The 24,862-nt window shown below is 64.6% G+C and carries 20 protein-coding genes; 10 read left to right on the top strand and 10 right to left on the bottom strand.

The window, feature by feature from the left end; genetic code table 11:
- Positions 1 to 127: 127 nt before the first annotated feature.
- The 3 genes from glmU to AC0IPL_RS09295 are packed head-to-tail and all read left to right on the top strand — an operon-like array spanning position 128 to position 3,998.
- Positions 128 to 1,483: a bifunctional UDP-N-acetylglucosamine diphosphorylase/glucosamine-1-phosphate N-acetyltransferase GlmU gene (gene glmU, locus AC0IPL_RS09305; protein WP_474273878.1), complete on the top strand. Its 1,356-nt coding sequence runs from the start codon at positions 128 to 130 to the stop codon at positions 1,481 to 1,483.
- Positions 1,483 to 3,306: a glutamine--fructose-6-phosphate transaminase (isomerizing) gene (gene glmS, locus AC0IPL_RS09300; protein WP_474273876.1), complete on the top strand. Its 1,824-nt coding sequence runs from the start codon at positions 1,483 to 1,485 to the stop codon at positions 3,304 to 3,306. The genes glmU and glmS overlap by 1 nt, the downstream gene beginning before the upstream one ends.
- The gene (locus tag AC0IPL_RS09295; RefSeq protein WP_474273874.1) at positions 3,303 to 3,998 is read left to right on the top strand and encodes a DNA alkylation repair protein; all 696 of its coding nucleotides are present in this window, start codon (positions 3,303 to 3,305) and stop codon (positions 3,996 to 3,998) included. Before glmS ends, AC0IPL_RS09295 begins: the two co-directional genes overlap by 4 nt.
- Before the next feature lie 50 nt (positions 3,999 to 4,048).
- Here the strand turns inward: AC0IPL_RS09295 and AC0IPL_RS09290 are convergent, their stop codons facing one another.
- A complete protein-coding gene (locus tag AC0IPL_RS09290) occupies positions 4,049 to 4,492 on the bottom strand; it encodes a hypothetical protein (protein WP_474273872.1) in 444 nt (147 codons plus the stop codon).
- Between the two features lie 91 nt (positions 4,493 to 4,583).
- Between AC0IPL_RS09290 and moaA the strand changes: the two genes are divergently transcribed.
- The 3 genes from moaA to AC0IPL_RS09275 are packed head-to-tail and all read left to right on the top strand — an operon-like array spanning position 4,584 to position 7,968.
- A complete protein-coding gene (gene moaA / locus AC0IPL_RS09285; protein ID WP_474273870.1) occupies positions 4,584 to 5,594 on the top strand; it encodes a GTP 3',8-cyclase MoaA in 1,011 nt (336 codons plus the stop codon).
- 3 nt (positions 5,595 to 5,597) lie between these two features.
- Positions 5,598 to 6,917 (top strand): 3-deoxy-D-manno-octulosonic acid transferase, encoded by a 1,320-nt coding sequence (locus AC0IPL_RS09280; RefSeq protein WP_474273868.1) that lies wholly within the window; start codon positions 5,598 to 5,600, stop codon positions 6,915 to 6,917.
- Positions 6,910 to 7,968, top strand: a complete 1,059-nt coding sequence (locus tag AC0IPL_RS09275) for a glycosyltransferase family 4 protein (RefSeq protein WP_474273867.1) — start codon at positions 6,910 to 6,912, stop codon at positions 7,966 to 7,968. Before AC0IPL_RS09280 ends, AC0IPL_RS09275 begins: the two co-directional genes overlap by 8 nt.
- A gap of 110 nt (positions 7,969 to 8,078) precedes the next feature.
- Here AC0IPL_RS09275 and AC0IPL_RS09270 read toward each other — a convergent pair whose 3' ends face one another.
- The 6 genes from AC0IPL_RS09270 to AC0IPL_RS09245 all read right to left on the bottom strand — a co-directional run bounded on the left by AC0IPL_RS09270 (position 8,079) and on the right by AC0IPL_RS09245 (position 15,133).
- Positions 8,079 to 9,242, bottom strand: a complete 1,164-nt coding sequence (locus AC0IPL_RS09270; protein ID WP_474273865.1) for a M20 aminoacylase family protein — start codon at positions 9,240 to 9,242, stop codon at positions 8,079 to 8,081.
- 34 nt (positions 9,243 to 9,276) lie between these two features.
- Positions 9,277 to 10,440: a M20 aminoacylase family protein gene (locus AC0IPL_RS09265; RefSeq protein ID WP_474273864.1), complete on the bottom strand. Its 1,164-nt coding sequence runs from the start codon at positions 10,438 to 10,440 to the stop codon at positions 9,277 to 9,279.
- 11 nt (positions 10,441 to 10,451) lie between these two features.
- Complete coding sequence (locus AC0IPL_RS09260; protein ID WP_474273862.1) at positions 10,452 to 11,618, bottom strand: M20 aminoacylase family protein; 1,167 nt, start codon at positions 11,616 to 11,618, stop codon at positions 10,452 to 10,454.
- Between the two features lie 158 nt (positions 11,619 to 11,776).
- A complete protein-coding gene (gene argE / locus AC0IPL_RS09255; protein ID WP_474273859.1) occupies positions 11,777 to 12,937 on the bottom strand; it encodes an acetylornithine deacetylase in 1,161 nt (386 codons plus the stop codon).
- Position 12,938: 1 nt separating this feature from the next.
- A complete protein-coding gene (locus tag AC0IPL_RS09250; RefSeq protein ID WP_474273858.1) occupies positions 12,939 to 14,759 on the bottom strand; it encodes an ABC transporter ATP-binding protein in 1,821 nt (606 codons plus the stop codon).
- 92 nt (positions 14,760 to 14,851) lie between these two features.
- On the bottom strand, positions 14,852 to 15,133 hold the full coding sequence (locus AC0IPL_RS09245; protein ID WP_474273856.1) for a hypothetical protein: 282 nt from the start codon (positions 15,131 to 15,133) through the stop codon (positions 14,852 to 14,854).
- On the opposite strand from AC0IPL_RS09245, the gene AC0IPL_RS09240 reads away from it, so the two are divergent.
- The 4 genes from AC0IPL_RS09240 to AC0IPL_RS09225 all read left to right on the top strand — a co-directional run bounded on the left by AC0IPL_RS09240 (position 15,123) and on the right by AC0IPL_RS09225 (position 20,259).
- Positions 15,123 to 16,823, top strand: a complete 1,701-nt coding sequence (locus AC0IPL_RS09240) for a peptide ABC transporter substrate-binding protein (protein ID WP_474273854.1) — start codon at positions 15,123 to 15,125, stop codon at positions 16,821 to 16,823. The genes AC0IPL_RS09245 and AC0IPL_RS09240 overlap by 11 nt on opposite strands.
- A 146-nt stretch (positions 16,824 to 16,969) precedes the next feature.
- Positions 16,970 to 17,977, top strand: a complete 1,008-nt coding sequence (locus tag AC0IPL_RS09235) for an ABC transporter permease (protein ID WP_474273851.1) — start codon at positions 16,970 to 16,972, stop codon at positions 17,975 to 17,977.
- Complete coding sequence (locus tag AC0IPL_RS09230) at positions 17,970 to 18,941, top strand: ABC transporter permease (RefSeq protein WP_474273849.1); 972 nt, start codon at positions 17,970 to 17,972, stop codon at positions 18,939 to 18,941. Before AC0IPL_RS09235 ends, AC0IPL_RS09230 begins: the two co-directional genes overlap by 8 nt.
- 244 nt (positions 18,942 to 19,185) lie before the next feature.
- Positions 19,186 to 20,259 carry a YeeE/YedE family protein gene (locus tag AC0IPL_RS09225; protein ID WP_474273847.1) on the top strand — a complete coding sequence of 358 codons (1,074 nt, stop codon included), beginning with the start codon at positions 19,186 to 19,188 and terminating at the stop codon, positions 20,257 to 20,259.
- On the opposite strand, the gene AC0IPL_RS09220 is transcribed toward AC0IPL_RS09225, so the two are convergent.
- The 3 genes from AC0IPL_RS09220 to AC0IPL_RS09210 all read right to left on the bottom strand — a co-directional run.
- Positions 20,195 to 21,475 (bottom strand): DUF3422 family protein, encoded by a 1,281-nt coding sequence (locus AC0IPL_RS09220; protein ID WP_474273845.1) that lies wholly within the window; start codon positions 21,473 to 21,475, stop codon positions 20,195 to 20,197. The genes AC0IPL_RS09225 and AC0IPL_RS09220 overlap by 65 nt on opposite strands.
- Before the next feature lie 407 nt (positions 21,476 to 21,882).
- Positions 21,883 to 23,319, bottom strand: coding sequence for an NAD(P)(+) transhydrogenase (Re/Si-specific) subunit beta (locus AC0IPL_RS09215; RefSeq protein ID WP_474273843.1), 1,437 nt, complete (start codon positions 23,317 to 23,319; stop codon positions 21,883 to 21,885).
- Between the two features lie 13 nt (positions 23,320 to 23,332).
- Positions 23,333 to 24,862 (bottom strand): Re/Si-specific NAD(P)(+) transhydrogenase subunit alpha (locus AC0IPL_RS09210; RefSeq protein ID WP_474273841.1); only part of this gene is annotated, 1,530 nt, incomplete at its 5' end.

Below are 24,862 nucleotides of genomic sequence, written 5' to 3'. Positions count from 1 at the left end.
GCCCGTTTCGGCGCGTTTCCGCTACCGGATGTTGCAGCCCGCAACCTTGTTTGATGGTACGCTCCCTTGCGCCCTGCCCCTCAGCGGATAAAACGGGAGAGCATAAAAGACAAAGAGAAAAGCGACCATGAGCATTGCCCTTGTCATTCTGGCAGCCGGTAAAGGCACCCGGATGAACTCCGACCTTCCCAAAGTGTTGCACCCGATTGCGCAGGCGCCAATGCTGGAACACGCCGTGGCCGCAGGCCGCGCGCTGGACCCGGCGCGCACCATCATCGTGGCCGGACACGGGGCGGAGGCAGTGCGCAAAGCGGTCGCGGACATTGACCCCGATGCCGAGGTGGTGCTGCAAGAGGAGCAGCTGGGCACCGCCCATGCGGTGGATCAGGCCCGCGCCGCGCTGGACGGGTTTTCGGGCGATGTGGTGGTGCTGTACGGCGACACGCCCTTTGTCAGCGCTGAAACGCTGGAGCGGATGATCGCGGCCCGCCAGCGCGCCGATCTGGTCATCCTTGGGTTTGAGGCCGCTGACCCTGCCCGCTATGGCCGCCTGGTGATGGACGGCGACAGTCTGGAGCGGATTGTTGAGTTCAAGGACGCCAGCGAGGAAGAACGCGCCATCACCTTCTGCAACTCGGGCCTGATGGCCTGCGACGCCCAGGCGATGTTCGACCTGATCTCCGATGTTGGCAATGACAACGCCTCCGGCGAATACTACCTGACGGACCTGGTGGAACTGGCCCGCGCCAAGGGCAAATCCGTCACTGCCGTCGCCTGCGACGAGGCCGAGACGCTCGGCATCAACTCGCGTGCGGATCTGGCGCGGGCGGACGCGGTGTTTCAAGCGCGCGCCCGCGCAGACCTGCTGGATCTGGGTGTGACACTGATGGCGCCGGACACCGTCTATCTCGCCTTTGACACCCATATCGGCCGCGACACGGTGATTGAGCCCAACGTGGTCTTTGGCCCCGGTGTCACGGTGGAAAGCGGCGCGCTGATCCGGGCGTTCTCGCATCTTGAGGGCTGCCACGTCAGCCGCGGCGCCAAGGTCGGCCCCTATGCCCGCCTGCGCCCCGGCGCGGAGCTGGCAGAGAACACCCACATCGGCAATTTCGTCGAAATCAAGAACGCCGAGATTGCCGAGGGCGCCAAGGTGAACCACCTTAGTTACATCGGCGACGCCTCGGTGGGCGAAGCCACGAATATTGGCGCGGGCACGATTACCTGCAACTATGACGGGGTGCTGAAGCACCGCACAGAGATCGGCGCGCGGGCCTTTATCGGCTCGAACACCATGCTGGTGGCGCCGGTCCGCGTCGGCAACGAGGCGATGACGGCAACCGGTGCGGTGGTGACCAAGAACGTTGACGACGGCGACCTGGCAATCGGCCGCGCCGAACAGACCAACAAACCCGGCCGCGCGCGCAAGCTGATGGACATGCTGCGCGCCAAGAAAGCCCGGATGCAGAAGGAAGCCAAGTAATGTGCGGAATTGTCGGCGTACTGGGCAATCACGAGGCCGCCCCGATCCTGGTCGAGGCGCTGAAACGGCTGGAATACCGGGGCTATGACAGCGCGGGCATTGCCACCGTGAGCGCGGGCACGCTGGCGCGCCGCCGCGCGGTGGGCAAGCTGGTGAACCTGTCGGACCTCTTGGTGCATGAACCACTGGCCGGCAAATCCGGCATCGGTCACACCCGCTGGGCGACCCATGGCGCCCCCTCCGTCACCAATGCCCACCCGCACCGCGCGGGCGCAGTCGCTGTGGTCCACAACGGCATCATCGAAAACTACAAAGACCTGCGCGCCGAACTGCTGGACTGCGGGCTGGAGTTCCGCACCGAGACCGACACCGAGACCGTCGCGCTGTTGACGGAACGCCACTTGCAACAGGGGCTGGCGCCGGTCGAGGCGGCCTTCAAGACACTGGACCGACTGGAGGGCGCCTTTGCGCTGGCTTTCCTGTTCGAGGGGCAGGACGACCTGATCGTCGCCGCCCGCAAAGGCTCTCCGCTTGCCATTGGCCATGGCGACGGCGAGATGTTTGTGGGCTCCGACGCGATTGCGCTGGCACCGCTGACTGACCAGATCACCTATCTGGAGGAAGGCGACCGCGCCGTGGTCACCCGCGCAGGCGCAGAGATCCGAAATGCCGAGGGATCCCTGGTGAACCGCGCCACCAAGACGATCCAGATCGACTCCGCCCGGGTCGACAAGGGCGGCCACAAGCACTTCATGGCCAAGGAAATTGCCGAACAGCCGCATGTGATTGCCGAAGCCATCCGCCACTACCTGCCGGTCGAGGAGGACGCCGTGCGCCTGCCCGGCGACGGCGTCGATTTTGCGCGTTTGGAGCGGCTGACGATGGTCGCCTGTGGCACCGCCTATTATGCCTGCCTGACAGCGAAGTACTGGTTCGAGCAGATCGCCCGCCTGCCGGTCGAGGTCGATATCGCCTCCGAGTTCCGCTACCGCGAGCCGCCGATCCCGGCCAAGACCGCAGCGCTGTTCGTCTCGCAATCCGGGGAAACCGCCGACACGCTGGCGGCGCTGCGCTATTGCCGCGACAAGGCGGACAGGATCCTGTCGGTGGTCAATGTCCCCGAAAGCTCCATCGCGCGCGAAAGCGATCTGGCGCTGCCGATCTTTGCCGGGCCGGAAATCGGTGTGGCCTCGACCAAGGCGTTCACCTGCCAGCTGACGGTTCTGTTGTCCCTGGCGCTGAAAGCCGCCTGCGACCGCGGCCATCTGAGCAGCGCCGGCATGGCCGACTACGCCACCGCCCTGCGCGGGCTGCCCAACATTTTGTCTGCCGCGCTGGAACAGAACGACGCGATCCGCCAGGCGGCACAAAAGGTCAGCGAGGCCCGCGACGTGTTGTTCCTGGGCCGCGGACTGATGTTCCCGCTGGCACTGGAGGGGGCGCTGAAGCTGAAGGAAATCAGCTATATCCACGCCGAAGCCTATGCCAGCGGCGAGCTGAAGCACGGGCCCATCGCCTTGATCGACAAGAACATGCCAGTGGTGGTCCTGACCCCGCATGACAGCCTGTTCGACAAATCCGTCTCCAACATGCAAGAGGTTCTGGCGCGCAAGGGCAAGGTGTTGATGATCTCGGATCAGGCGGGCCTGGCGGCGGCCGGTGAGGATGTCTGGCAGGCCATCCGCATGCCCGCCGTCAAGGAAGCGCTGAGTCCGATCCTCTATGCGATCCCGGCGCAGCTGTTGGCCTATCACACAGCGGTCGCCAAGGGCACTGACGTGGACCAGCCACGCAACCTGGCCAAATCGGTAACCGTGGAATGAGCGCCCTGCCACTGGAGGACGCGCTCGACCAGCTCAAGACTCAGGCCGAACCAGGTCGGGCCGAGCAGATGACCGCCTATCACAAACAGACACGCGCGGTGCTGGGCGTGCCCAATCCCGCGATCAACGCGATGACAAAGTCCTGGCGACAGTCGCTGGACGTTGACGCGCGTGTGGATCTGGCCCGCGCCCTGTGGGACACGGACATCTTCGAAGCCCGCATCAGCGCCGCCAAACTGCTGACTCAGGCCCGTATCAAGGATGACGCGCCGGTCTGGGAGCTGCTGCAAAGCTGGCTTTCGCAATTCGACAGTTGGGCGATTTCCGATCACGCCTGCACCGCCATCGCCAAGCGGCTACAGGCCGATCCGGAACGGCTGGAGGTGGTGGCAGACTGGACCGCGTCAGATCACATGTGGAGCCGTCGCGCCGCGCTGGTGGCCACCCTGCCCTGGGCCAAGATGAACAATCTGAAGCCCGCGGACCAGGCGCGCCGCGAGCGAATCCTGGGCTGGGCGGCAGCCTATGTGGCGGATCGGAACTGGTTCATGCAGAAAGCCGTGGCCTGGTGGCTGCGCGATCTCAGCAAACATGACGCGGCCCGGACCCGCGCCTTTCTTGCCGAACATGGTGAGACCATGAAGAGCTTTGCCCGTAAGGAAGCAGGCAAATATCTGAAGGTCGCATCATAAGCTGGAAACAGCCGGGCCCGCCTGCGGCCCGGCCCATGTGCCAGTAGGGATCAACCTGCCGGCAGCACCTGCACCTCGACCACTTCGGTCAACGGCAGCCCCAATGCCCGCATCGCGCCGATCGACAGGCGGCTACCGGCTGAGGCCGCGGCGGGCAATGGTTTCAGCGTCAGCACCACCTGCGTGTTCCGGTCGGAGCGCACCAGCGCCTGCTGCTCGCTCGCGACCAGCGGGGTCTCCATCCACAGGCCCGGCAGCGACGGATCACCCAGCGAGGCCACGGTGGTGGCCGAGCCGCGGAACGAAGGCGCATCGGACGCCAGCGGCGCGGCCTCTGCCACATCAACGCCAGGAGCAGGGTCCAACACAGCATCCTGCCCGGCCTCCTGCGCCGGGACGGAGGCCTGACCGCCCAAAATCTGAGAATTGAGCTGAAGGCTGTTACAGGCCGCCAGCAGGGAAATCGAAGCAAGGGAAATGACTGTCATACGCATGCCGCGACCCTAGCCCTGCGCGAAACAGTTTGCCAGTCACAAAACATCATGCCCCCTTGCCGCGGACAGTGGCCGCCTTTACCTAGGACTCATGACGGCTCCGCTTATCGATCCCTTTGCCCGCGCAATCACTTACCTGCGTGTCTCGGTCACCGACCGTTGCGATTTCCGCTGCGTCTACTGCATGTCGGAAAACATGACCTTTCTGCCCAAGAAAGACCTGCTGACACTGGAGGAGCTGGACCGGCTGTGTTCCACCTTCATCCGGCTGGGGGTGGAGAAACTGCGCATCACCGGTGGTGAGCCGCTGGTGCGCCGCGGCATCATGACCTTCTTCGACGCCATGAGCCGCCACCTGGACACCGGCGCGCTCAGGGAGCTGACGCTGACCACAAACGGCTCGCAACTGGCGAAATACGCCGATGACCTTTACGCCGCCGGGGTGCGCCGGGTGAATATTTCGCTCGATACGCTGGACGATCAGAAATTTGCGGATGTCACCCGCTGGGGCCGCCTCGCACAGGTGTTGAAGGGCATAGATGCGGCGCAAAAGGCGGGTTTGCGTGTCAAGATCAACACGGTGGCGCTGAAAGGCTTCAACGAGGCAGAGCTGCCCGCAATCACCCGCTGGTGTGCTGAGCGCGACATGGACCTCACCTGGATCGAGGTGATGCCCATGGGCGAGGACATCGGCGCCATGGACCGTATCGGCCAGTACTGGTCGCTGAAGGACCTGCGGGCCGAGTATGAGCGGCATTATACCGTCACCGACCTGGCCGAACGCAGCGGCGGCCCCGCCCGCTATGTGCGGCTGGAGGAGACGGGCCAGAAGATCGGCTTTATCGCGCCGCTGTCGCATAACTTCTGCGAAAGCTGCAACCGCGTGCGCGTGACCTGCACCGGCGAGATCTACACCTGCCTCGGCCAGGAGGGCAAAGCCGACCTGCGTGCGCCCTTGCGCGCCCATCCCGAAGGCAGCGGCCATCTGGAAACCGCAATCCGTGCCGCCATCGGCGACAAGCCACGCGGACACGATTTTGATTATTCCCGGCAGGAGGTTGCAGGCCAGATGACCCGTCACATGAGCCACACCGGCGGCTGAGCCATGTCCGGGGACACGCCTGCGCGGCCGACGCTGCTCTATTCGCTGTACTGCGGCGCCAGCGCCCTCATTGCGCCTTTCGCCTGGCGCAAGGTCGCGGGCAAACTGCGTGCCTACGGCCTGCCCGAGACGCGCGTGCGTGAACGCCTCGGCCATGCGTCGCTGCCGCGTCCGCGTGGTCAGTTGATCTGGTTTCACGCCGCCTCGGTGGGCGAGAGCCTGTCGGTGCTGACCCTGATCCACCGCATGGGCGAGCTGGCGTCGGACGCCGAATTCCTCATCACCTCCGGCACGCCCACCTCGGCGGAGCTGATCGAAAAACGCCTGCCGCCGCGTTGCCGCCACCAGTTCCCGCCGCTGGACACTGCCGCGGCCGTCGACCGGTTTCTGGCCCATTGGCGGCCCGATCTGGGGGTCTTTGTCGAAAGCGAGCTGTGGCCGCAGATGCTGGTGCGCGCGCGGCGCGTCGGCTGCCCGCTGGTGCTGCTGAACGCGCGGATGTCCGAGCGTTCGGTTGCGGGTTGGAAAAAGCGCCCCGACACCGCCCGCTTCATCCTGGACCAGTTCGACCTGCTGGTGACCCAGAACCAGCAAACCGCCGCCAACCTGGCCGCCATGGGCGCCGCCGCCGACCGCATCCGGCCGGGCAGCAACCTCAAGGCCGTCTCGGCGCCGCTGCCCGCCGACCAGACCACCCTGGCCGAGCTCAACCGCGCATTGGGGCAACGCCCGGTCTGGATCGCCTCTTCGACTCACCAGGGCGAGGAAGAAACCGTGCTGGCGGCGCATCGCAGCTTGCTGGAGCAGCACCCGGACCTGTGCCTGCTGCTGGCGCCCCGCCATCCACAGCGTGGCGATGCCGTCGAGGCACTGATCGGCGCGGCCGGTCTCAGCTGTGCCCGCCGCAGCAAGGGCGAGACGCCGGCCGCCGCAACCCAGGTCTATCTTGCCGACACCCTGGGCGAGGTCGGCACTTGGTATGCGCTCAGCCCGATGGTGTTCCTGGGCGGCTCGCTGCGCGAAATCGGCGGTCATAACCCGTTCGAACCGATGCAGGCAGGCGCTGCCGTCATCAGTGGCCCCGGTCATTTCAATTTTGCCGAAACCTACGCCGCGCTGACCACCCTCGGCGCAGCCGTCGAGGTCCGCACCGCCGCGGAGCTGGCGGCGCAGCTGTCGCGCTGGCTGGACCAGCCGCAGACGCTGGAGGCGGCCCGAACCGCGGCAGCGCAGTTCATGGCGCGCCAGTCGGATCAGCTGGATCAGACAGTCGACGCGTTGTTGGCGTTGCTGCCCGCACCCCAAGGAGGCCAGGATGGCTGAAACTGACGCCAATACCATCGAGGTCATCGCGCCGAACTTCAAACGCCGCCTCTCCGGCGTCACCTCCACCATCGTGCGGCTGGTGCCGCTGCAGCGCCAGCACATCGCCATTGCCACGGCGGGCAGCGGTCTGCCCGGGGATCTGCCGCATCTGTCGGGGGCGCAGCTGATCCTCATGCGCCGCAACGGCCCCGCCGGCGCGCGCGTCTGGCACGCGCGGCGCAACGTCGAGATGCTGGCCGGGCTGGTGTTGAAATACCTGTTGGGCAAGAGGCTGAAGCTGCTGTTCACCTCCGCCTCGCAGCGGCATCACTCAGCCTACACAAAATGGTTGATTGCGCGGATGGACCGGGTGATTGCCACCTCTGCCAAAGGCGCCGCCTATCTGGAAAAACCGGCGCAGGTGGTGCACCACGGCATCAACACCACCGACTTCTGTCCCCCTGAGGACAAGCCCGCGCTGCGCCGCGAGCTGGGCCTGCCCGAACACGCGACCCTTATCGGCTGCTATGGCCGCATCCGGGCGCAGAAGGGCACCGATGTCTTTGTCGATGCCATGCTGGAGGTGCTGAAAAGCCACCCCAACGCTGTCGGCATCGTGATGGGCCGCGCCACCGACAAACACGCTTCCTTTGAGAAAGATCTGCGCGGCCGCGTGGCCGCTGCGGGCCTGTCCGAGCGGTTGCTGTTCCCGCCTGAGGTTCCCGTCTGGCAGGTCGCGCGCTGGTATCAGGCGCTGGATCTCTACGTCGCCCCGCAGCGCTGGGAGGGCTTCGGCCTCACCCCGCTGGAGGCGATGTCCTGTGGCGTGCCCGCCGTGGCCACCCGCGTCGGCGCGTTCGAAGAGCTGATCGCGCCCGGCGAAACCGGCCTGCTGATCGACCCTGGCGACGTTGGCCAGATGGTCGAGGCAATTGAGGCTGTCCTGAAAACCGAAGGCCGCCTCGCACAGTGGTCCAGGGCCGCCCGCAAACATGCGATCACCAATTTCGCGCTGGAGAAGGAAGCAGAAACGCTCGTGACCATCTACCGCGAACTGCTCGAACACTGAGCCGCCCGGCCCCCGCCGTTTCTTCTGGCCACAAATATCCTCGGGGTGAATTGCGCCCGGAGGCGCAAGAGGGGGCAGACGGCCCCCTCCCCTGTTTCACATCAGGCCGCTCAGGCCGCCGGCATGCGCTGTTCGACGATTTCCGCCCACCAGCTGCACCCGGCCGGGATGGCGTCGTCGTTGAAGTTATATTCCGGGTGATGCACCGCCGCAGTATCGCCGTTGCCGACCAGGATATAGGCGCCAGGGCGTTCCTCCAGCATAAATGCGAAATCCTCGCCGCCCATCACCAACGGTGCCTCGTCGCAACCACCAGAGACATCCGTTGCCACCTTGGCGGCAAATTCGGTCTGCTCCTCGTGGTTGGCCATCACCGGATAGCCTCGGTGATACGTCACATCCGCGCCGCCGCCAAAGGTCGCCGCGATGCCCGCGCAGATCTCCTTGATCCGGGTTTCGGCCAGGTCGCGCATGGCCGTCGACATTGTGCGCACCGTACCTTTGATCTGCACCTTCTGCGGGATCACGTTGAACGCCTTCGACGAGGTCTCGAACGAGGTCACGGAAACAACGATCTGCTCCACCGGGTCGGCGTTGCGCGCGGCAATGGTTTGCAGCGCCAGAACCGCCTGCGCAGCCATCACGGTGGTGTCGATGGTCTCCTGCGGTTTGGCGGCATGGCCACCGCGCCCCTCGAACGTGATGTCGAACTGATCGGTGGCGGCAAAGAACGCCCCCGGACGGATCGAGAAGGCGCCAACCGGGCGGCCCGGCCAGTTGTGCATGCCGTAGACCTCCTGGATGTTCCAGCGCTCCATCATGCCGTCGTCGCACATCTCCTTGCCGCCGCCGCCGCCTTCTTCGGCCGGCTGGAAGATCACCACCACGGTGCCATCGAAGTTGCGGGTCTCCGACAGGTACTTGGCCGCGCCCAGCAGCATCGCGGTGTGGCCGTCATGGCCGCAGGCATGCATCGCGCCATCGGTCTTGGAAGCATAGTCCAGCCCGGTCTGTTCGTGGATCGGCAGCGCGTCCATGTCGGCGCGCAGGCCTATGACCTTGCCGGAAGTGTCGGACTTGCCCTTGATCACACCGACAACGCCGGTGCGACCGATGCCGGTCACGATCTCGTCGCAGCCGAATTCCTTCAGCTTCTCGGCCACCAGCGCGCTGGTGCGGTGGGTTTCAAACAGGATTTCGGGGTTTTCGTGGATGTCACGGCGCCAGGCGGTGATTTCATCCTGCAATTCGGCAAAGCGGTTCTTGACCGGCATTGTTCTCTCCTTCTTCGGTATGTCTCCCGCGCCATCAGGCCGCGGGCATTCTTCGTTCCGCCAGCTCAGCAAACCAGCTGATCCCGGCGGGGATGATCTCATCGTTGAAATCATATTCCGGGTGGTGCAGCCCGGCGCTGGGGCCATTGCCGAGGCGGATCATCGCGCCGGGGCGCTCCTGCAACATGAAGGAGAAATCCTCTCCTCCCATTGCCAGCGCCACCTCCTCGCAGCCGCCTGCAACGGCCGTCGCAGCCGCGCGGGCGTGCTCCGTGGCCGTAGCGTCGTTGATGGTCACCGGCACGCCCAGGTGAAAGTCGATCTCGCCGCGACCGCCAAAGGTTCGGGTGATCCCGTCCAGAATGGCCCGCAGCCGTTCCGGGATCTGGTCACGCACCTCTGGCGCATGGGTGCGGATGGTGCCGCGCAGTTCAGCTTGGTCGGGGATGACGTTGAACGCCTTCGACGCGGTTTCCGCCGAGGTGATCGACAGCACGCCCTGCAACACCGGATCGACATTACGCGACACCACGGTTTGCAGCGCGGTGATCAGCTGGCACATCATCACCGTGGTATCTACGGTTTCATTTGGCCCTGCCGCATGGCCGCCCTTGCCCTGAAGCTTGATGGTAAATTCATCCACCGAGGCCAGGACCGGACCGGGTCGGATAGCGAATTTCCCCGCCTCAATCCCGGGCGAGTTATGGATGGCATAGACCTCGTCGATGCCGAAGCGCTCCATCAGGCCGTCCTTGCACATGGCCTCAGCGCCATTGCCGCCCTCTTCGGCGGGCTGAAAGATCATCACCGCCGTGCCGTCGAAATTTCGGGTCTCAGCCAGATATTTTGCCGCCCCCAGCAGCATCGCCGTGTGGCCATCGTGGCCGCAGGCATGCATCGCGCCCGGTGTCGTCGAGGCATGCGGCAGGCCGGTCTGTTCTTGCATCGGCAGCGCGTCCATGTCGGCGCGCAGACCGATCGCCCGGCCCTGACTGTCGCAGCGTCCGCGGATCACCGCCACAACGCCGGTGCGGCCGATGCCGGTCACCACCTCGTCGCAACCGAAGCTGCGCAACCTGTCCGCGACCAACGCCGAGGTGCGATGGGTGTCATACAAGATCTCGGGGTGCTGGTGGATGTCGCGACGCCAGGCGGCGACCTCTTCGTGGAATTCCGCAGCGCGGTTCTTGATCGGCATCTGTCTGGTCCTCAGGCGGCGGGCATGCGGCGTTCGACCAGCTCGGCGAACCAGCTGCATCCCAGGGGAATAGCTTCATCGTCAAATACATAGGCCGGGTGGTGGCACATCTGCGTGTCGCCGTTTCCGAGGAAGATATAGGCGCCGGGGCGTTCCTCCAGCATATAGGAGAAGTCTTCCGACGGCATGATCGGAGGCGTGTCGGTGATGACCCGGGCCGCCACCGCCTCAGCTGCCTCGACCGCATGATTGGTGCCAACTTCATCATTGATCGTCACCGGGTAGCCGGGGCTCCAGGTCACCTCTGCCGTGGCGCCAAAGGCCGCTGCGGTGTTTTCAACCACCCGGCGCACCCAGCCTTCGGCCTGTTGGCGGTATTCCGGGTCCAACGTGCGCACGGTGCCCTGTAGTTTGGCGGTGTGGGCAATCACGTTGGAGGCCGTACTGTCGGTTTCAAACGTGCCGACCGTCAGCACCACCCGTTTCACCGGGTCCACGTTGCGCGACACGATCGAATGCAGCGAGACCACGATCTGCGAGGCCACCAGCGTGGTGTCGATCGCATCATGCGGCGCTGCGGCATGGCCGCCCTTGCCGGTGACGGTGATCTCGAATTCGTCCGAAGAGGCCATCAGCGCGCCAGGCCGGATGGCAAATTCGCCCACCGGCAGACCCGGCATGTTGTGCAGCCCGTAGACTTCCTGGATGCCCCAGCGGTCCATCAGCCCGTCGTCGCACATCGCCTTGCCACCGGCGCCGCCTTCCTCGGCCGGCTGAAAGATCAGCACCGCGCGGCCGTCGAAATTGCGGGTCTCCGCCAGATATTTGGCCGCGCCCAGCAGCATGGCGGTGTGGCCGTCATGGCCACAGGCATGCATCACCCCCGGCGTCTGCGAGGCATAGTCCACCCCCGAGGCTTCGGGGATCGGCAGCGCGTCCATATCGGCGCGAAGGCCGATGGTGCGGCCCGAGGAGTTGGTCTTCCCCTCGATCACCGCGACCACGCCGGTCTTGCCGACGCCAGTGGTGATGTCGGTGACGCCGAACTCCTTCAGCCGCGCCGCGACAAAGGCGGCGGTCTCGTGGACCTCATACATCAGCTCCGGGTTCTGATGCAGATGGCGGCGCCAGCCGGTGATCTCTGTGTGCATCTCGGCCAGGCGGTTCTTGATCGGCATGTTACCCTCCGTTGCTGCGCGGCACTGTGCCGGTGCCGCAGACTGTCTGCGAAAAAACTTGCTTTAGCAAGTAACCGGCCGTTCAAGCCGCGGACCGGGCTCGGCAGCCGGACAGCGCCGCTGGTTTGCAGCGGGAAACCGGCTGGCGCGGGTCAGGCCTACAGCCGGTCCAGCAGCCTCCGCATGAATGCGTGACCGGCGTTGAACTGGGCCACGGTGATGTATTCGTTGGGCTGATGCGCCTGGGCGATGTCGCCGGGACCGCAAACCACCGTGGAATAGCCCGCCTGCTGGAACTGCCCCGCCTCGGTGCCATAACTGACCACGTGGCGGCCATTGTCCCCGGTGAGCGAGCGCACCAGTGTTTCGGCGGTGCCGTCGCGTTCCGGCACCAGGCCCGGCACTGCATAGATCCGGGCCACGTCGATGCGGCTTTGGGGATGAATGGCCTGCATCTCAGCTTCAATGCGGCGCACCTCCGCCAGATATGCAGCCTCCCAATCGGCGGCGCTCTCGCCCGGCACCACCCGGAAATCCATCACGAAGCGGCAGTCCTTGGCAGTGATGTTGTTGGCGGTGCCGCCCGCGATCGTCCCGACATGGGCGGTGGTCCAGGGCGGTACGAACATCGCCTGCACCTCACCCGGTTCTGCCGCCATTCCATCGGCGTTGCGTTGGTTGGCCCAGTCGATCAGCCGCGCGCCCTGCATCACGGCGCTGACGCCGGTGTGCAGCAATGAGGAATGGACCTCAAACCCGATCAGATGGGTGTCAAACCCGATGACGCCCTTGTGGCCGGTGACCGCCTGCATCATCGACGGCTCGCCCACGATCACCTCCGCCCCCTTGGGCAGCAGCGGCTGCATCGCCTCGATCATCGGCGGGGCGCCGGTGCAGCCGATTTCCTCGTCAAAGCTGAGCGCCAGCTGCAAGGGACGGCTGACGCCGCGACGGTGTGCCTCGACCAGAGCCCAGATCGCCAGCGCATCAAACCCCTTCATGTCGCAGGTGCCGCGGCCGAAATACTTGCCGTCGCGCTCCACCACGGTGAAGGGATCACCGTCCCAGGCCTGCCCCTCCACCGGCACCACATCGGTATGGCCCGACAGCACCACAGCACCTTCCACACTCGGCCCGGCATGGGCAAAGACGGCGGCCTTGTGCGGCTGGTCCGGGTCCACCCAGCGGTGGCTTTCGATGCCATGAGAGGCGAGATAGCCCTGCACCCAGTCCACCAGCGGCAGGTTGCTGTCGTGGCTCACGGTGGGAAAGGAGACCAGATGGGTCATGATCTCCAACGGGGTCAACGGGGTGGTCATATCAGTAGCCGCTGTCGGTCTTCAGAACAAAATGCCCCGGCTCCAGCTCCAGATATTCCGACGGCTCCGGCTGATAATCCAGCCCGTGGATCGGCGAAGGGATCGGTTTGAAGTTCAGCTCCCGCTCTGATTTGCGCTTGCGCGGATCGGCGATTGGCACCGCCTTCATCAGGGCCTGCGTATAGGCGTGCAGCGGGTTCTCAAAGACACGGTCCCGCGGGCCGAGTTCGACGATGCGGCCCAGATACATGACGCCGACCTGATGGCTGACCCGTTCGACCACCGCCATGTCATGGCTGATGAACAGGAAGGACAGGCCCAGTTCCGCCTGCAATTCCATCATCAGGTTCAGAACTTGCGCCTGCACCGACACATCCAGTGCCGAAACGGCTTCGTCCGCGACGATCAGCTTGGGGTTCAGTGCCAGCGCGCGGGCGATGGCGATCCGCTGGCGTTGGCCGCCGGACATCTCATGCGGGTAGCGGCGCATGAAGCTGCGCGGCAGGTGCACGCGATCAAACAGGCTGGCGACACGGTCCTGCAACTCGGAGCCCGAAGCCAGCCCGTAGTTGCGCAGCGGTTCGGCGACCTGATCCAGCAGCTGCATCTGCGGGTTCAGCGAGGCAAAGGGATCCTGAAAGATCATCTGCATATCCAGCCGCGCCTTGTGCATCTGCGCGGCACTGAAGCCCAGAACGTCGCGTCCTTCGAAGTTGACCTTGCCCGACAGCGGCTCAACCAGCCGCAGGATCGAACGCCCCGCGGTGGACTTGCCGCAACCGGATTCCCCCACCAGCGACAGGGTCTGGCCCTTGAACACCTTGAACGACACGTCTTCGACCGCGTGCACATTGGACAGGGTGCGGCGCAGCAATCCTCCCTTGACCGGGAAGCGGGTGGTGAGATTTTGCACATCCAGCAACACCTCGTCGGTGCCTTTGATCGGCTCGATCTTCTGGTCCGCAACACCCATCAGCTTCATCGGCTCCGGGTAGGACTTGCCACGCATTTCGCCCAGTTTGGGCACCGCGGCCAGCAACGCCTTGGTATAGTCGTGCTTGGGGGTCTCGAAGATTTCCTCGACGCTGCCTTCCTCGACCTTGTTGCCGCGGAACATCACCACTACCCGGTCGGCCATCTGCGCCACCACCGCCATGTCATGGGTGATGAACATCACCGCGGTTCCGGTCTCGCGCTTCAGCCGGTCCATCAGCGCCAGGATCTCGGCCTGAATGGTCACGTCCAGCGCGGTGGTGGGCTCATCGGCGATCAAAAGCCGCGGCTCGCAGGCCATCGCCATGGCGATCACCACGCGCTGGCGCATGCCGCCCGACAGCTCGTGCGGGTACTGTTTCAGACGGCGTTCCGGCTCGGGAATGCGGACCTGTCGCAACAGTTCCAGCGCCCGCGCCTCGGCTTGAGATTTCGACATCTTCTTGTGGATGCGCAGCCCTTCGGTCAGCTGGCGGCCAACGGTGAACACCGGGTTCAGCGCCGTCATCGGCTCCTGAAAGATCATGCCGATCTCGTTGCCGCGGATCTGCTTCATCATCTCCTGCTCGGCGCGCGCCAGGTCGGTTTCACCGCCTTCGCGGCGGTTGAACATCAACTCCCCGCCAGCAATCTTGCCACCACCGAATTCCACCAGCCGCATCAGCGACAGCGAGGAGACGGATTTGCCGGAGCCGGATTCGCCCACGATGCACACCGTCTCGCCTGGGCTGATATCAAATGACACGTCCTCAACGCCGGTGACGGTGCCATCCTTGGTCTGAAACTCCACGCGCAGGTTTCGGATGGACGCAATTGCGTTGTCCAGCATGTCGGCTTCCCTATCTGTATCTGTTGGTCTGGTGACCACTTTTTGATCGTGGCTTCTGGTTTTGCAGTAAACTCTAGATTCAAACGAAATGCTCATGCAAATTTCGCATGACAACTCCAAAATTCGAATTTGCAATTTTCCTGCAAGTGGTTTTCGATGAGATCAGCGTTTTCCTGCGAGGTATCACGCGCCGGTGCATCCGGCAGAGAGTTTGTGCCGTAGTTTTGAGCGGCCGCCAGTTTTTCGGTTTCCTGATGCCAGCAGGCCTGAGTGCTAAACTTCCGCAGTGATGCGGCAAATACCGGGCTGTCTGCGGTCCGGGCAACAAAAAGACACAAAATCGTGTCCGACAAGGAGAGTGTAATGAAGTTCAAATCCCTTCTCTTGGGTGCCGTCGCGGCGGCATCTCTGGCCCCGGCGGCCTTTGCCGAACGCGGGTCGGATGGCCAGGTCAACATCATCTACTGGCAGGCGCCGTCGATCATGAACCCCTTCCTGTCCGGCGGCACCAAGGACGTCGAGGCGGCCTCGCTGGTGATTGAACCGCTGGCCCGCTACGACACCAAGGGCAACATGGTGCCGTACCTGGCCGCCGAGATCCCGACTGTCGACAATGGCGGTGTCAGCGAAGATCTGAAATCCATCACCTGGAAGATCGCGCCCGGCCTCAAATGGTCCGATGGCAGCGACTTCACCGCGCATGACGTTGTCTTCACCGCCGATTACTGCATGCACCCCGAGGGCGGCTGCGCCCAGGTGACGAAATACGAAGGCGTCACAAGCGTAGAAGCGCTGGACGACCTCACCGTCAAGGTGACCTTCGCCGAGCCGACCCCCTTCCCCTATGGCCCCTTTGTCGGTGGCGAAAGCCCGATCATCCAGAAGGCCCAGTTCGAGAACTGCATGGGCGCCAAGGCGCCTGAGTGCACCGAGGCCAACTTTGCCCCGATCGGCACCGGCCCGTTTGTGGTGGACGAGTTCAAGCCGAACGACGTGATCACCCTGTCGGCGAACGACAACTACCGCGACCCGAACAAGCCCGCCTTTGCCAAAGTGCTGTTCAAAGGTGGCGGCGACGCGACCGCGGCCGGCCGCGCCGTGATGGAGACCGGCGAGTTCGACTATGCCTGGAACCTGCAGCTGGCGCCGGAAGTGATCGCCCAGATGGAAGCCGGCGGCAAGGGCAAGCCGGTGGCAGGCTTTGGCCCGCTGGTCGAGCGTATCATGCTCAACAACACCAACCCCGACCCGGCGCTTGGCCCCGACGAACGCTCGGTGATCCGCCCACATCCGTTCCTGGGTGATCCGGCGGTCTACAAGGCGATGTCGATGGCCATCGACCGGCCGCTGCTGGTGGAAATCGGCTATGGCAAGGCCGGCAAGGTCGGCTGCAACTGGGTGCCCGCGCCTGAAGCCTTCGCCTCCGACACCTTTGACTGCTCCACCCAGGACATCGAAGGCGCCAAGGCGATGCTGGAGGAAGCCGGCTACAAGGACACCAATGGCGACGGCGTGCGGGAAACTCCGGACGGCAAGCCGATGAAGATCCTGTACCAGACCTCGACCAACGCCGTGCGCCAAGACTTCCAGGCGCTGATCAAGGAATGGTGGAGCCAGATCGGCATCGAGAGCGAGCTGCGCAACATCAACTCCAGCGTCTTCTTCGGCGGTGATCCGGGCTCGCCCGATACCTTCCAGAAGTTCTATGCCGACGTTGAAATGTACGCCAACACCTTCAACGGCACCGACCCGCAGTCCTACCTGGGCAACGGTCTGTGCGACAAGGCGCCGACCCCGGCCAGCCAGTGGCAGGGTGAGAACATCTCGCGCTTCTGCGACGAGGAATACGACAAGCTGCACGCAGAGCTGGCCAAGACGGCCGGTCTCGAAGCCCGCGCGGAAATCGCCAAACGCCTGAACGACATCATCGTCGAAAAGGGCGGCATGATCCCGCTGGTGCACCGTGGCCGCCTGTCGGCACATTCCAACTCGCTGGGCGGCGTCGACCTGAACGTCTGGGACAGCGAGCTGTGGAACGCGGCTGACTGGTACCGCATCAAGTAAGCCTTGGCTTGCCTCACTCGGGCCCCGGCACACGCCGGGGCCCCTTTGCCATTAACCGGCGCCACGCCTTGCCGCACAGCGCCCGTCATGGCTTATAGGCACCTGGCCTGACCCGAATTCCAATAAGTTGCAAAGGCGCTTATCTGATGCTGACCTTTACAATCCGACGGCTGTTTCTGGCGGTTCCCACACTGCTTTTCATCAGCCTCGTGATCTTCCTGCTGCTGGAGCTCGCCCCCGGCGACCCGATGGCGCAGGTTCCGCTGACCGTCCCCCCCGAAGTCAAAGAAAAGATGCGCGAGGCGCTTGGCCTTGGTCAGCCCGTGCATGTCCGGTTCTGGAAATGGATCGTGCAGTTTTTCTGGATCGAACCGCAGGTTCTGATCGACCATTACCTCGGCACCAGCTTCTCGGCCGGTGATCTGCGGGTGATCTCCTGGCAGACCCGCTCGCCGGTGATGGACATCGTCATCCAGCGCATGCCGCAGACCCTGTGGGTTGTGGGCACCGCCTATGTGGTGGCCATCCTGATCGCGCTGCCGATCGGCATCTATTCCGCCTATCGTCAATACAGCTGGTTCGACCAGCTCGGCACCTTTGTATCGATGGTGGGCTTCTCGGTGCCGCCGTTCTTCTCGGGTGTGCTGGTGATCGTGATCTTCTCGGTGCAGCTGGGGTGGTTCCCGTCGATCTATGACACCACCCATGTGGTCGACAGCTGGGACAGCTTTGTCTACCAGCTGAGACAGATGATCATGCCGGTGATGGTTTTGGCCTTGCAGATCACCGCACAGCTCAGCCGGTTCATGCGCGCCTCGATGCTGGACAACCTGAACCAGGACTATGTCCGCACCGCCCGCGCCAAGGGGCTCAGTGAATATGTCGTGGTGATGGTGCATGTGCTGCGCAACTCGATGATCCCGGTGGTCACCGTGATCGCGCTGGGAATCCCGGCCATCTTTGGCGGCGCCATCATCACCGAGCAGGTGTTCAAGGTGAACGGCATCGGCCAACTGCTGATCGGCGCCATCCAGGCCAACGATCTGCCAATGGTGCAGACGCTGACCTTCATCTTTGCGGTGCTGATCGTGCTGTTCAACCTGATCGCCGACGTGCTGTACGGCATTCTTGACCCGAGGATCCGCTATGACTGACAAGGAACGCTTTGTGCCCGATGAAGGCATGGCACCGGCCTCCACCGCGGTGCCGGGCGCCGGTGCGCTGGAAGAGCTGCACAACCCGCCGCGCAGCCAGTGGCAGGACGTCTGGGATCAGTTCAAATCCCACCGCGGCGCGCTGATGGGCGGGGCGTTGTTCCTGTTCATCATCCTCGCGGTCTATGCCGGGCCGCTGGTCTGGGACATCGACGCCACCAAAATCGACATCCGCGCCCGCAACCAGGGCCCCAGCTGGGCGCATCCCTTCGGCACCGATCAGCTGGGCCGCGACATGCTGGCCCGGATGATGGCGGGCGGCGCGACCTCCGTGTCCGTCGGTCTGACGGCGATGCTGCTGGCGCTGTTCCTCGGCTCCTTCATCGGGGTGATGGCCGGCTTTTTTAAAAGGCTGGACGGTCCGCTGATGCGGCTGACCGACCTGTTTCTGGCGCTGCCCTTGCTGCCGCTTCTGCTGGTGATGATGCTGCTGTTCCGTGAGCCGCTGAATGCGGCCTTCGGGCCGGAACAGGGGATCTTCATCCTCATCGTGGCGTCGATCGGGGTAACCAGCTGGATGCCCACCGCCCGGATCGTGCGCGGCGACGTTCTGGCGCTGAAGGAGCGCGAGTTCGTGATGGCGGCGCGGTCCATCGGCACCACCAACGCCAAGCTGATCACCCGGCACATCCTGCCGAACGTGTTGTCGCCGATCATGGTCTCGGCCACCCTGGGCATCGCCACCGCGATCATCACCGAGTCCTCGCTGTCGTTCCTCGGCCTCGGCTTCCCGCCGGACTTCCCAACCTGGGGGCGGCTGCTGTTTGATGCCACAGATTATCTCCAGCAGTACCCGGAACGGGTGTTCTGGCCCGGCATGGCAATCTCGCTGACGGTGCTCAGCGTGAACTACCTCGGCGATGGTCTGCGCGACGCGTTGGACCCGCGGATCCGCGGTCGCTGACCCACAGCCTGATTGCTACGATCCAGAAACACATTCAAATAAGAACATGCTTGCGGGCCGCCCCAACCGGGCGGCCCGTTTGTTTCTGTCGGCGGCGACGGATCGGGCAATTTGCCGCCCTGAGCTATCCTTGGCGGAACGCCATCCCGCCTGCTTGCCGCAAAGAGCGCCTTAGGGGCTTGCACAGGCAGCCCAATGACGCCATTTCGGGAAAATATTCCGATTGTCAGACGGGTGATGCGCGATGTTCGAAACATTTGGCTTTGAAGAGACCACGGCACGCGAGGCCTCGGTTCTGTTGGCCCTGGTCATCGGGGGGCTGTTTGGCGCCCTGGCACAGATCACGCGCTTCTGCTTCCGTCGCGCAATCGCGGGCGAAGACCGCCGCGAGGCCGCAGGCGTCTGGTTGCTGGCGCTGGCCGTGGCGGTGGTGGGCACCCAGGGCGCGGTGGCAGCGGGCTGGATCAGCTTTGCCGATCACCGTCTGATGGCCGGGGACCTGCCGATCCTGGCGATCATCACGGGTGGCCTGATGTTCGGCGCGGGCATGATCCTGACCCGTGGCTGCATATCCCGGCTGCTGGTGCTGGGCGGCAGCGGCAACCTGCGCGCGCTTTTGGTCGTCGCTGTCTTTGCGATAACCGCCCATGCAACACTGAAGGGCGTGCTGGCACCGCTGCGCACCGCGCTCGGCTCGGTCACCCTGCCCTTCGACGCGCAGGCCTCTCTGGCGGCGCTGCCCGGCGGCGCGCTGGTCTGGAGCGGGCTGATCGCGGCCCTTGCCCTGATCGCTGCACTGCGGTCGGGCAATCGCCCGGCAATGCTGGTTGGGGCTGCGCTGATCGGGCTATTGGTGCCAATGGCCTGGGTTGGCACCGGCTTTGTGCTGTTTGACGAATTCGACCCGATCGCGATGGAAAGCCTCTCCTTCACCGCCCCGACCGCCGACACGCTGTTTTTCGTGATCGCCTCCAGCGCTATTCCGGCCGGGTTTGGCCCCGGGCTGGTGGCCGGCGTTCTGCTGGGCGCACTGGCGGCAGCGCTGCTGCGCGGCGGGTTCCAATGGCAAAGCTTTGACAGCCCGCGCCAGACCGGCCGTTATCTGGCAGGTGCCGTGCTGATGGGGCTGGGCGGTGTGCTGGCGGGCGGCTGCACCGTCGGCGCCGGGCTGGCCGGCATCCCAACCCTCAGCGTCGCCGCCCTGCTGGCGCTGACGGCCATTGCCCTCGGCGGGTTTGTGACCAACGCCCTGCTCAATGCAGGCGCTTCCGGATCCGCCGCACGGCCAACCACACCAGAGCAACAACCGGCAGAGTAAGCAGCGCGGTCAGCCCCCCCTTGCTGAGGTCCAGCACCGCCGCCAGCGGATACAGCGCGTATGAGGCCAGCGACACCGCGTAATAGCTGATCGCCACCACCGACAGGCCTTCGACCGTGTGCTGCAACCGCAGCGCCAGATCGGCGCGCCGGTCCATGCTGGCCAGCAAGGCCTGGTTCTGGGCCGAGCGTTCCACATCCACCCGTGTGCGCAACAGCTCCCCCGCGCGGCGCGCCCGATCCGCCAGCGCCTCCAGCCGCCGTTCGGTGGACTGCACCGTGCGCATGGCCGGCTCGAACCGGCGCAGCATGAATTCGCCCAGCGTCTGAAACCCCTTGTAACGCGCCTCGCGCAGCAGCCCGATGCGCTGGTTCACCAACGCGTCATAGGCGCCAGTGGCGCTGAAGCGAAACGCCGAGCGCGCCGCCATTGCCTCCAGCTCCGCAGAGACCACCAACAGCTGCGACAGGGTCTCCTCTGCCGGGGTGTGGCCCGAGGTCATCTCCAGCATCATATCGCTCAGCCGGGTATCCAGCGCACTGATGCTCGGGGTCAGATCCCGTGCCCGCGCCAGTCCCAGCATCGCCATCGCCCGATAGGTCTCCACCTCGCACAAGCGCTTGACGATGCGGCCAATGCGCTGGCTGCCGGCGCCCGCTGCGGGCAGGATGGCAAAGCGTATATGTCCGGCAGGATCGATGCGGAAATCCCCCGCCACCGTGGCGCTATCATCCAGCACCCGCGACACGGCCAGGCTTTCGGGCACGAACCAGTCCTGCAACAGCGCCCGCAGGCTGCCGTCTTCCTCGGGCTGAACCACCCGGATCATTGCGGAAGTGATCCGCTGGCCCGGTGCCGCGGCCAGCCAGCCCGCCGGAAACACCTCAAAATCCGTCGGATCAAAGGCCCGCGCGCTGACACCATGGGCATAGGCCGTGTAGCTGACAAACTCTGAATGCTGCTCCCATTTCAGCGTGTGGCGCCCGATCTGCGCGGTGTGATGGGTGGCTCCGGGCTGCGGATGCGCAGCGCCGTGCCGGTCCAGCAGCGCAATCAGATGCTGCAAATCCAACCCGCGGTCCCGGTGCTCGGCCTCCTGCGGTTGCTTGACCGCGAGATAAGCCACCGTGCACGGGCTGGAGATCGTGGGAAAGGGTCGCGCATGCAGCTCATTGGTCAGCTGATAGCGCAGCGGGTGATCCTGGATCTGGGTCATCGGGTGTCTCCGGGGCAATAGGAGGCACCTTAGCCACCGGTCCCGGACAAGTACAGAAATGTTTTATTTCAAAGCATTACATGGATACTACGGTATACAGACCCGTGTCGCGCAATCAATTCGGCCAGCGCAGCCACTGGCGGGGCTGCCCGTCTCCAACCTCTGGTGTCCCTCACGCTCAGCTGCGCCGCTGGACCTGTTGCACCAGTGCCGCCGACCGAAGAAAACCCGGCACATTTGCGTGCCCGGCCGGTTCGGTCACGGTCGGCATCCGTTATTCCCTGACTTCCTCGCCTTGGACGATCGGCATGGAACCACCCCGCGCTCCAGCGCAGCAGGTCATTTCCCACTGCCACAAAAAAGGCGCCCCGTGGGGGCGCCTTTTTCGTGTTTGGCATGGCCGCTGGTCAGCTGATCGTGTTGAGCAGCGTGTCGAGGCTTTGCTTGGCGTCGCCGTAGAACATGCGGGTGTTGTCCTTGAAGAACAGCGGGTTCTCGATGCCGGAGTAGCCGGTGCCCTGGCCGCGCTTGGAGACGAACACCTGTTTCGCCTTCCAGCACTCCAGCACCGGCATGCCCGCGATGGGGGAGTTCGGATCCTCCTGCGCCGCCGGGTTCACGATGTCGTTGGAGCCAATGACAATCGCCACATCGGTCTGCGGGAAGTCGTCGTTGATCTCGTCCATCTCCAGCACGATGTCGTAGGGCACCTTGGCCTCGGCCAGCAGCACGTTCATGTGACCCGGCAGACGGCCCGCCACCGGGTGGATGGCAAAGCGCACCTCTTTGCCCTTGGCGCGCAGGCGGCGGGTCAGCTCGGCGACGTTCTGCTGCGCCTGCGCCACCGCCATGCCGTAGCCGGGGATGATGATGACCGAATCGGCCTCCTCCAGCGCCTGCGCCACGCCCTCGGCATCGATCGCGATCTGCTCGCCCTCGACCTCCATCGCAGGCCCGGTGCTGCCGCCAAAGCCGCCGAGGATCACGCTGACAAACGAGCGGTTCATCGCCTTGCACATGATGTAGCTGAGGATCGCGCCCGAAGAACCCACCAGCGCGCCGACCACGATCAGCAGGTCATTGCCCAAGGAGAAGCCAATCGCCGCCGCCGCCCAGCCGGAGTAACTGTTCAGCATCGAGACCACCACCGGCATGTCGGCGCCGCCGATGCCCATGATCAGGTGGTAGCCGATGAACAGGGCCGCCAGCGTCATCACGAACAGCGGCAGGAAGCCGCCCGAATTGAAGTACCAGATCAGGCAGATGAACGACAGCGCCGCGGCACCGGCGTTCAGCGCGTGACCGCCCGGCAGCTTGGTCGCGGCGGAGGTGACCTTGCCCGCCAGCTTGCCAAAGGCAATCACCGAGCCGGTAAAGGTGATCGCGCCGATGAAGATGCCCAGGTACAGCTCAACCCGCAGAAACCCGATCTCGGCCGGGGTTTTCTTGGCAATCAGCTTGGCGAAAGTGCCGAGGTCTTCGGTGCTGCCCGCCGCCACGGCCGCGGCCACATTGCCGATCTCGAAATGGGCGATGAAGCCGACAAAGACCGCCGCCAGACCGACCAGCGAATGCATCGCCGCCACCAGCTGCGGCATCTCGGTCATCTGCACCTTTTTCGCAACATAAGTGCCGATGATGCCGCCGCCCGCGATCAGCAGGACCGACAGCAGCCACAGGCCGGAGCCCGGCCCGATCAGCGTGGCAAAGACCGCCAGCGCCATGCCCGCGATGCCGTACCACACCGCGCGTTTGGCGCTTTCCTGGTTCGACAGGCCGCCAAGCGACAGGATGAAAAGAACAGCCGCAACGACATAGGCGGCGGTGGTGAAACCGTAATCCATCTGTTCGGCCTCCTTAGGATTTCTGGAACATGGCGAGCATGCGCCGGGTGACGAGGAAGCCGCCGAAGATGTTGATTCCGGCCATGAACACGCTGAGCGCTGCGAGCAGAATCACCAGCCAGCTGCCGGATCCGATCTGCATCAGGGCGCCCAGGATGATGATCGAGGAGATCGCGTTGGTGACCGCCATCAAAGGCGTGTGCAAGCTGTGCGCCACCCCCCAGATCACCTGGAAGCCCACGAAACAGGCCAGCGCAAAGACGATGAAATGCTGCATGAAGCTCGCGGGCGCAAACAGCCCCACCAGCAGCAACAGCGCGCCCCCGCCCGCCAGCAGGGTGACCTGGCTCTTGGTCTGCGCCTTGAAGGCGGCCACTTCGGCGGCGCGTTTCTCCTCCGGCGTCGGCTCCGGCACGGCCTCCTTGGGCTTGGCGGCGATCGCCTGCACCTTGGGCGGCGGCGGCGGGAAGGTGATCTCGCCCGCAAAGGCCACGGTGGCGCCGCGGATCACGTCATCCTCCATGTCATGATTGATCTGGCCGTCCTTCTCGGGGGTCAGGTCGGTCATCATGTGGCGGATGTTGGTGGCATAAAGCGTCGAGGCCTGCGCCGCCATCCGGCTGGGGAAATCGGTGTAGCCGATGATGGTGACGCCATTGTCGGTGACGATCTTCTCATCCGCAACGGTCAGCTTGCAGTTGCCGCCCTTCTCCGCCGCGAGGTCGACGATCACCGAGCCCGGCTTCATCGCCGCGACCATGTCCTCGGTCCACAGCTCGGGCGCTTCGCGGTTGGGGATCAGCGCGGTGGTGATGACGATGTCCATCTCGGGCGCCAGCTCGCGGAACTTGGCCAGCTGCGCTTCGCGGAATTCCGGCGAGGATACAGATGCATAGCCGCCGGTGGCGGCGCCGTCCTGCTGCTCTTCCTCGAAATCGAGATAGACGAATTCGGCGCCCATCGATTCCACCTGCTCGGCCACTTCGGGCCGCACGTCAAAGGCATAGGTGACCGCGCCCAGGGACGTGGAGGTGCCGATCGCGGCCAGCCCCGCCACACCGGCGCCGACCACCAGCACCTTGGCGGGCGGCACCTTGCCTGCGGCGGTGATCTGGCCGGTGAAGAAGCGGCCGAAGTTGTTGCCCGCCTCAATGACGGCGCGGTAGCCCGCGATATTGGCCATGGAGGACAGCGCATCCATCTTCTGGGCGCGGGAGATCCGCGGCACCATTTCCATCGCGATGACATTGGCGCCCTTCGCCTTCGCGGCCTCCATGCCCGCGTCGTTGCCTGCGGGGTTGAAGAAGGAAATCAGCGTCTTGCCCTTGGTCAGCCGTTTCAGCTCGGTCTCGTTCGGCTGGCGCACCTTGGCGATGATATCCGCGGTTTTCCAAAGCTGCGCGGCGGTCTTGACGATCTCGACGCCTGCCTCGGCGTAGGCGGCATCCGAAAACCCCGCCGCCGCCCCGGCCCCGCTCTCAATCGCGCAAGTGTAGCCCAGCTTCTGCAACTGCCGCGCCGAGTCCGGCGTCAGCGCAACGCG

It is taken from the genome of Leisingera sp. SA32 (genome assembly GCF_056033425.1).
The sequence above is the reverse complement of the archived record's forward strand: the minus strand, read 5'-3'. Positions and strand labels throughout refer to the sequence as shown.

Bases quoted from the DNA above. Each gene is read 5' to 3' on its own strand.
- AC0IPL_RS09260 (WP_474273862.1), bottom strand. From the start codon at position 11,618: ATGCCGATCAAGAACCGCCTGGCCGAGATGCACACAGAGATCACCGGC.
- AC0IPL_RS09230 (WP_474273849.1), top strand. From the start codon at position 17,970: ATGACTGACAAGGAACGCTTTGTGCCCGATGAAGGCATGGCACCGGCC.
- AC0IPL_RS09290 (WP_474273872.1), bottom strand. From the start codon at position 4,492: ATGCGTATGACAGTCATTTCCCTTGCTTCGATTTCCCTGCTGGCGGCC.
- AC0IPL_RS09295 (WP_474273874.1), top strand. From the start codon at position 3,303: ATGAGCGCCCTGCCACTGGAGGACGCGCTCGACCAGCTCAAGACTCAG.
- AC0IPL_RS09220 (WP_474273845.1), bottom strand. From the start codon at position 21,475: ATGACCCAGATCCAGGATCACCCGCTGCGCTATCAGCTGACCAATGAG.
- AC0IPL_RS09215 (WP_474273843.1), bottom strand. From the start codon at position 23,319: ATGGATTACGGTTTCACCACCGCCGCCTATGTCGTTGCGGCTGTTCTT.
- AC0IPL_RS09225 (WP_474273847.1), top strand. From the start codon at position 19,186: ATGTTCGAAACATTTGGCTTTGAAGAGACCACGGCACGCGAGGCCTCG.
- AC0IPL_RS09270 (WP_474273865.1), bottom strand. From the start codon at position 9,242: ATGCCGGTCAAGAACCGCTTTGCCGAATTGCAGGATGAAATCACCGCC.
- argE (WP_474273859.1), bottom strand. From the start codon at position 12,937: ATGACCACCCCGTTGACCCCGTTGGAGATCATGACCCATCTGGTCTCC.
- AC0IPL_RS09280 (WP_474273868.1), top strand. From the start codon at position 5,598: ATGTCCGGGGACACGCCTGCGCGGCCGACGCTGCTCTATTCGCTGTAC.
- moaA (WP_474273870.1), top strand. From the start codon at position 4,584: ATGACGGCTCCGCTTATCGATCCCTTTGCCCGCGCAATCACTTACCTG.
- AC0IPL_RS09265 (WP_474273864.1), bottom strand. From the start codon at position 10,440: ATGCCGATCAAGAACCGCGCTGCGGAATTCCACGAAGAGGTCGCCGCC.
- AC0IPL_RS09235 (WP_474273851.1), top strand. From the start codon at position 16,970: ATGCTGACCTTTACAATCCGACGGCTGTTTCTGGCGGTTCCCACACTG.
- glmU (WP_474273878.1), top strand. From the start codon at position 128: ATGAGCATTGCCCTTGTCATTCTGGCAGCCGGTAAAGGCACCCGGATG.
- AC0IPL_RS09275 (WP_474273867.1), top strand. From the start codon at position 6,910: ATGGCTGAAACTGACGCCAATACCATCGAGGTCATCGCGCCGAACTTC.
- glmS (WP_474273876.1), top strand. From the start codon at position 1,483: ATGTGCGGAATTGTCGGCGTACTGGGCAATCACGAGGCCGCCCCGATC.
- AC0IPL_RS09250 (WP_474273858.1), bottom strand. From the start codon at position 14,759: ATGCTGGACAACGCAATTGCGTCCATCCGAAACCTGCGCGTGGAGTTT.
- AC0IPL_RS09240 (WP_474273854.1), top strand. From the start codon at position 15,123: ATGAAGTTCAAATCCCTTCTCTTGGGTGCCGTCGCGGCGGCATCTCTG.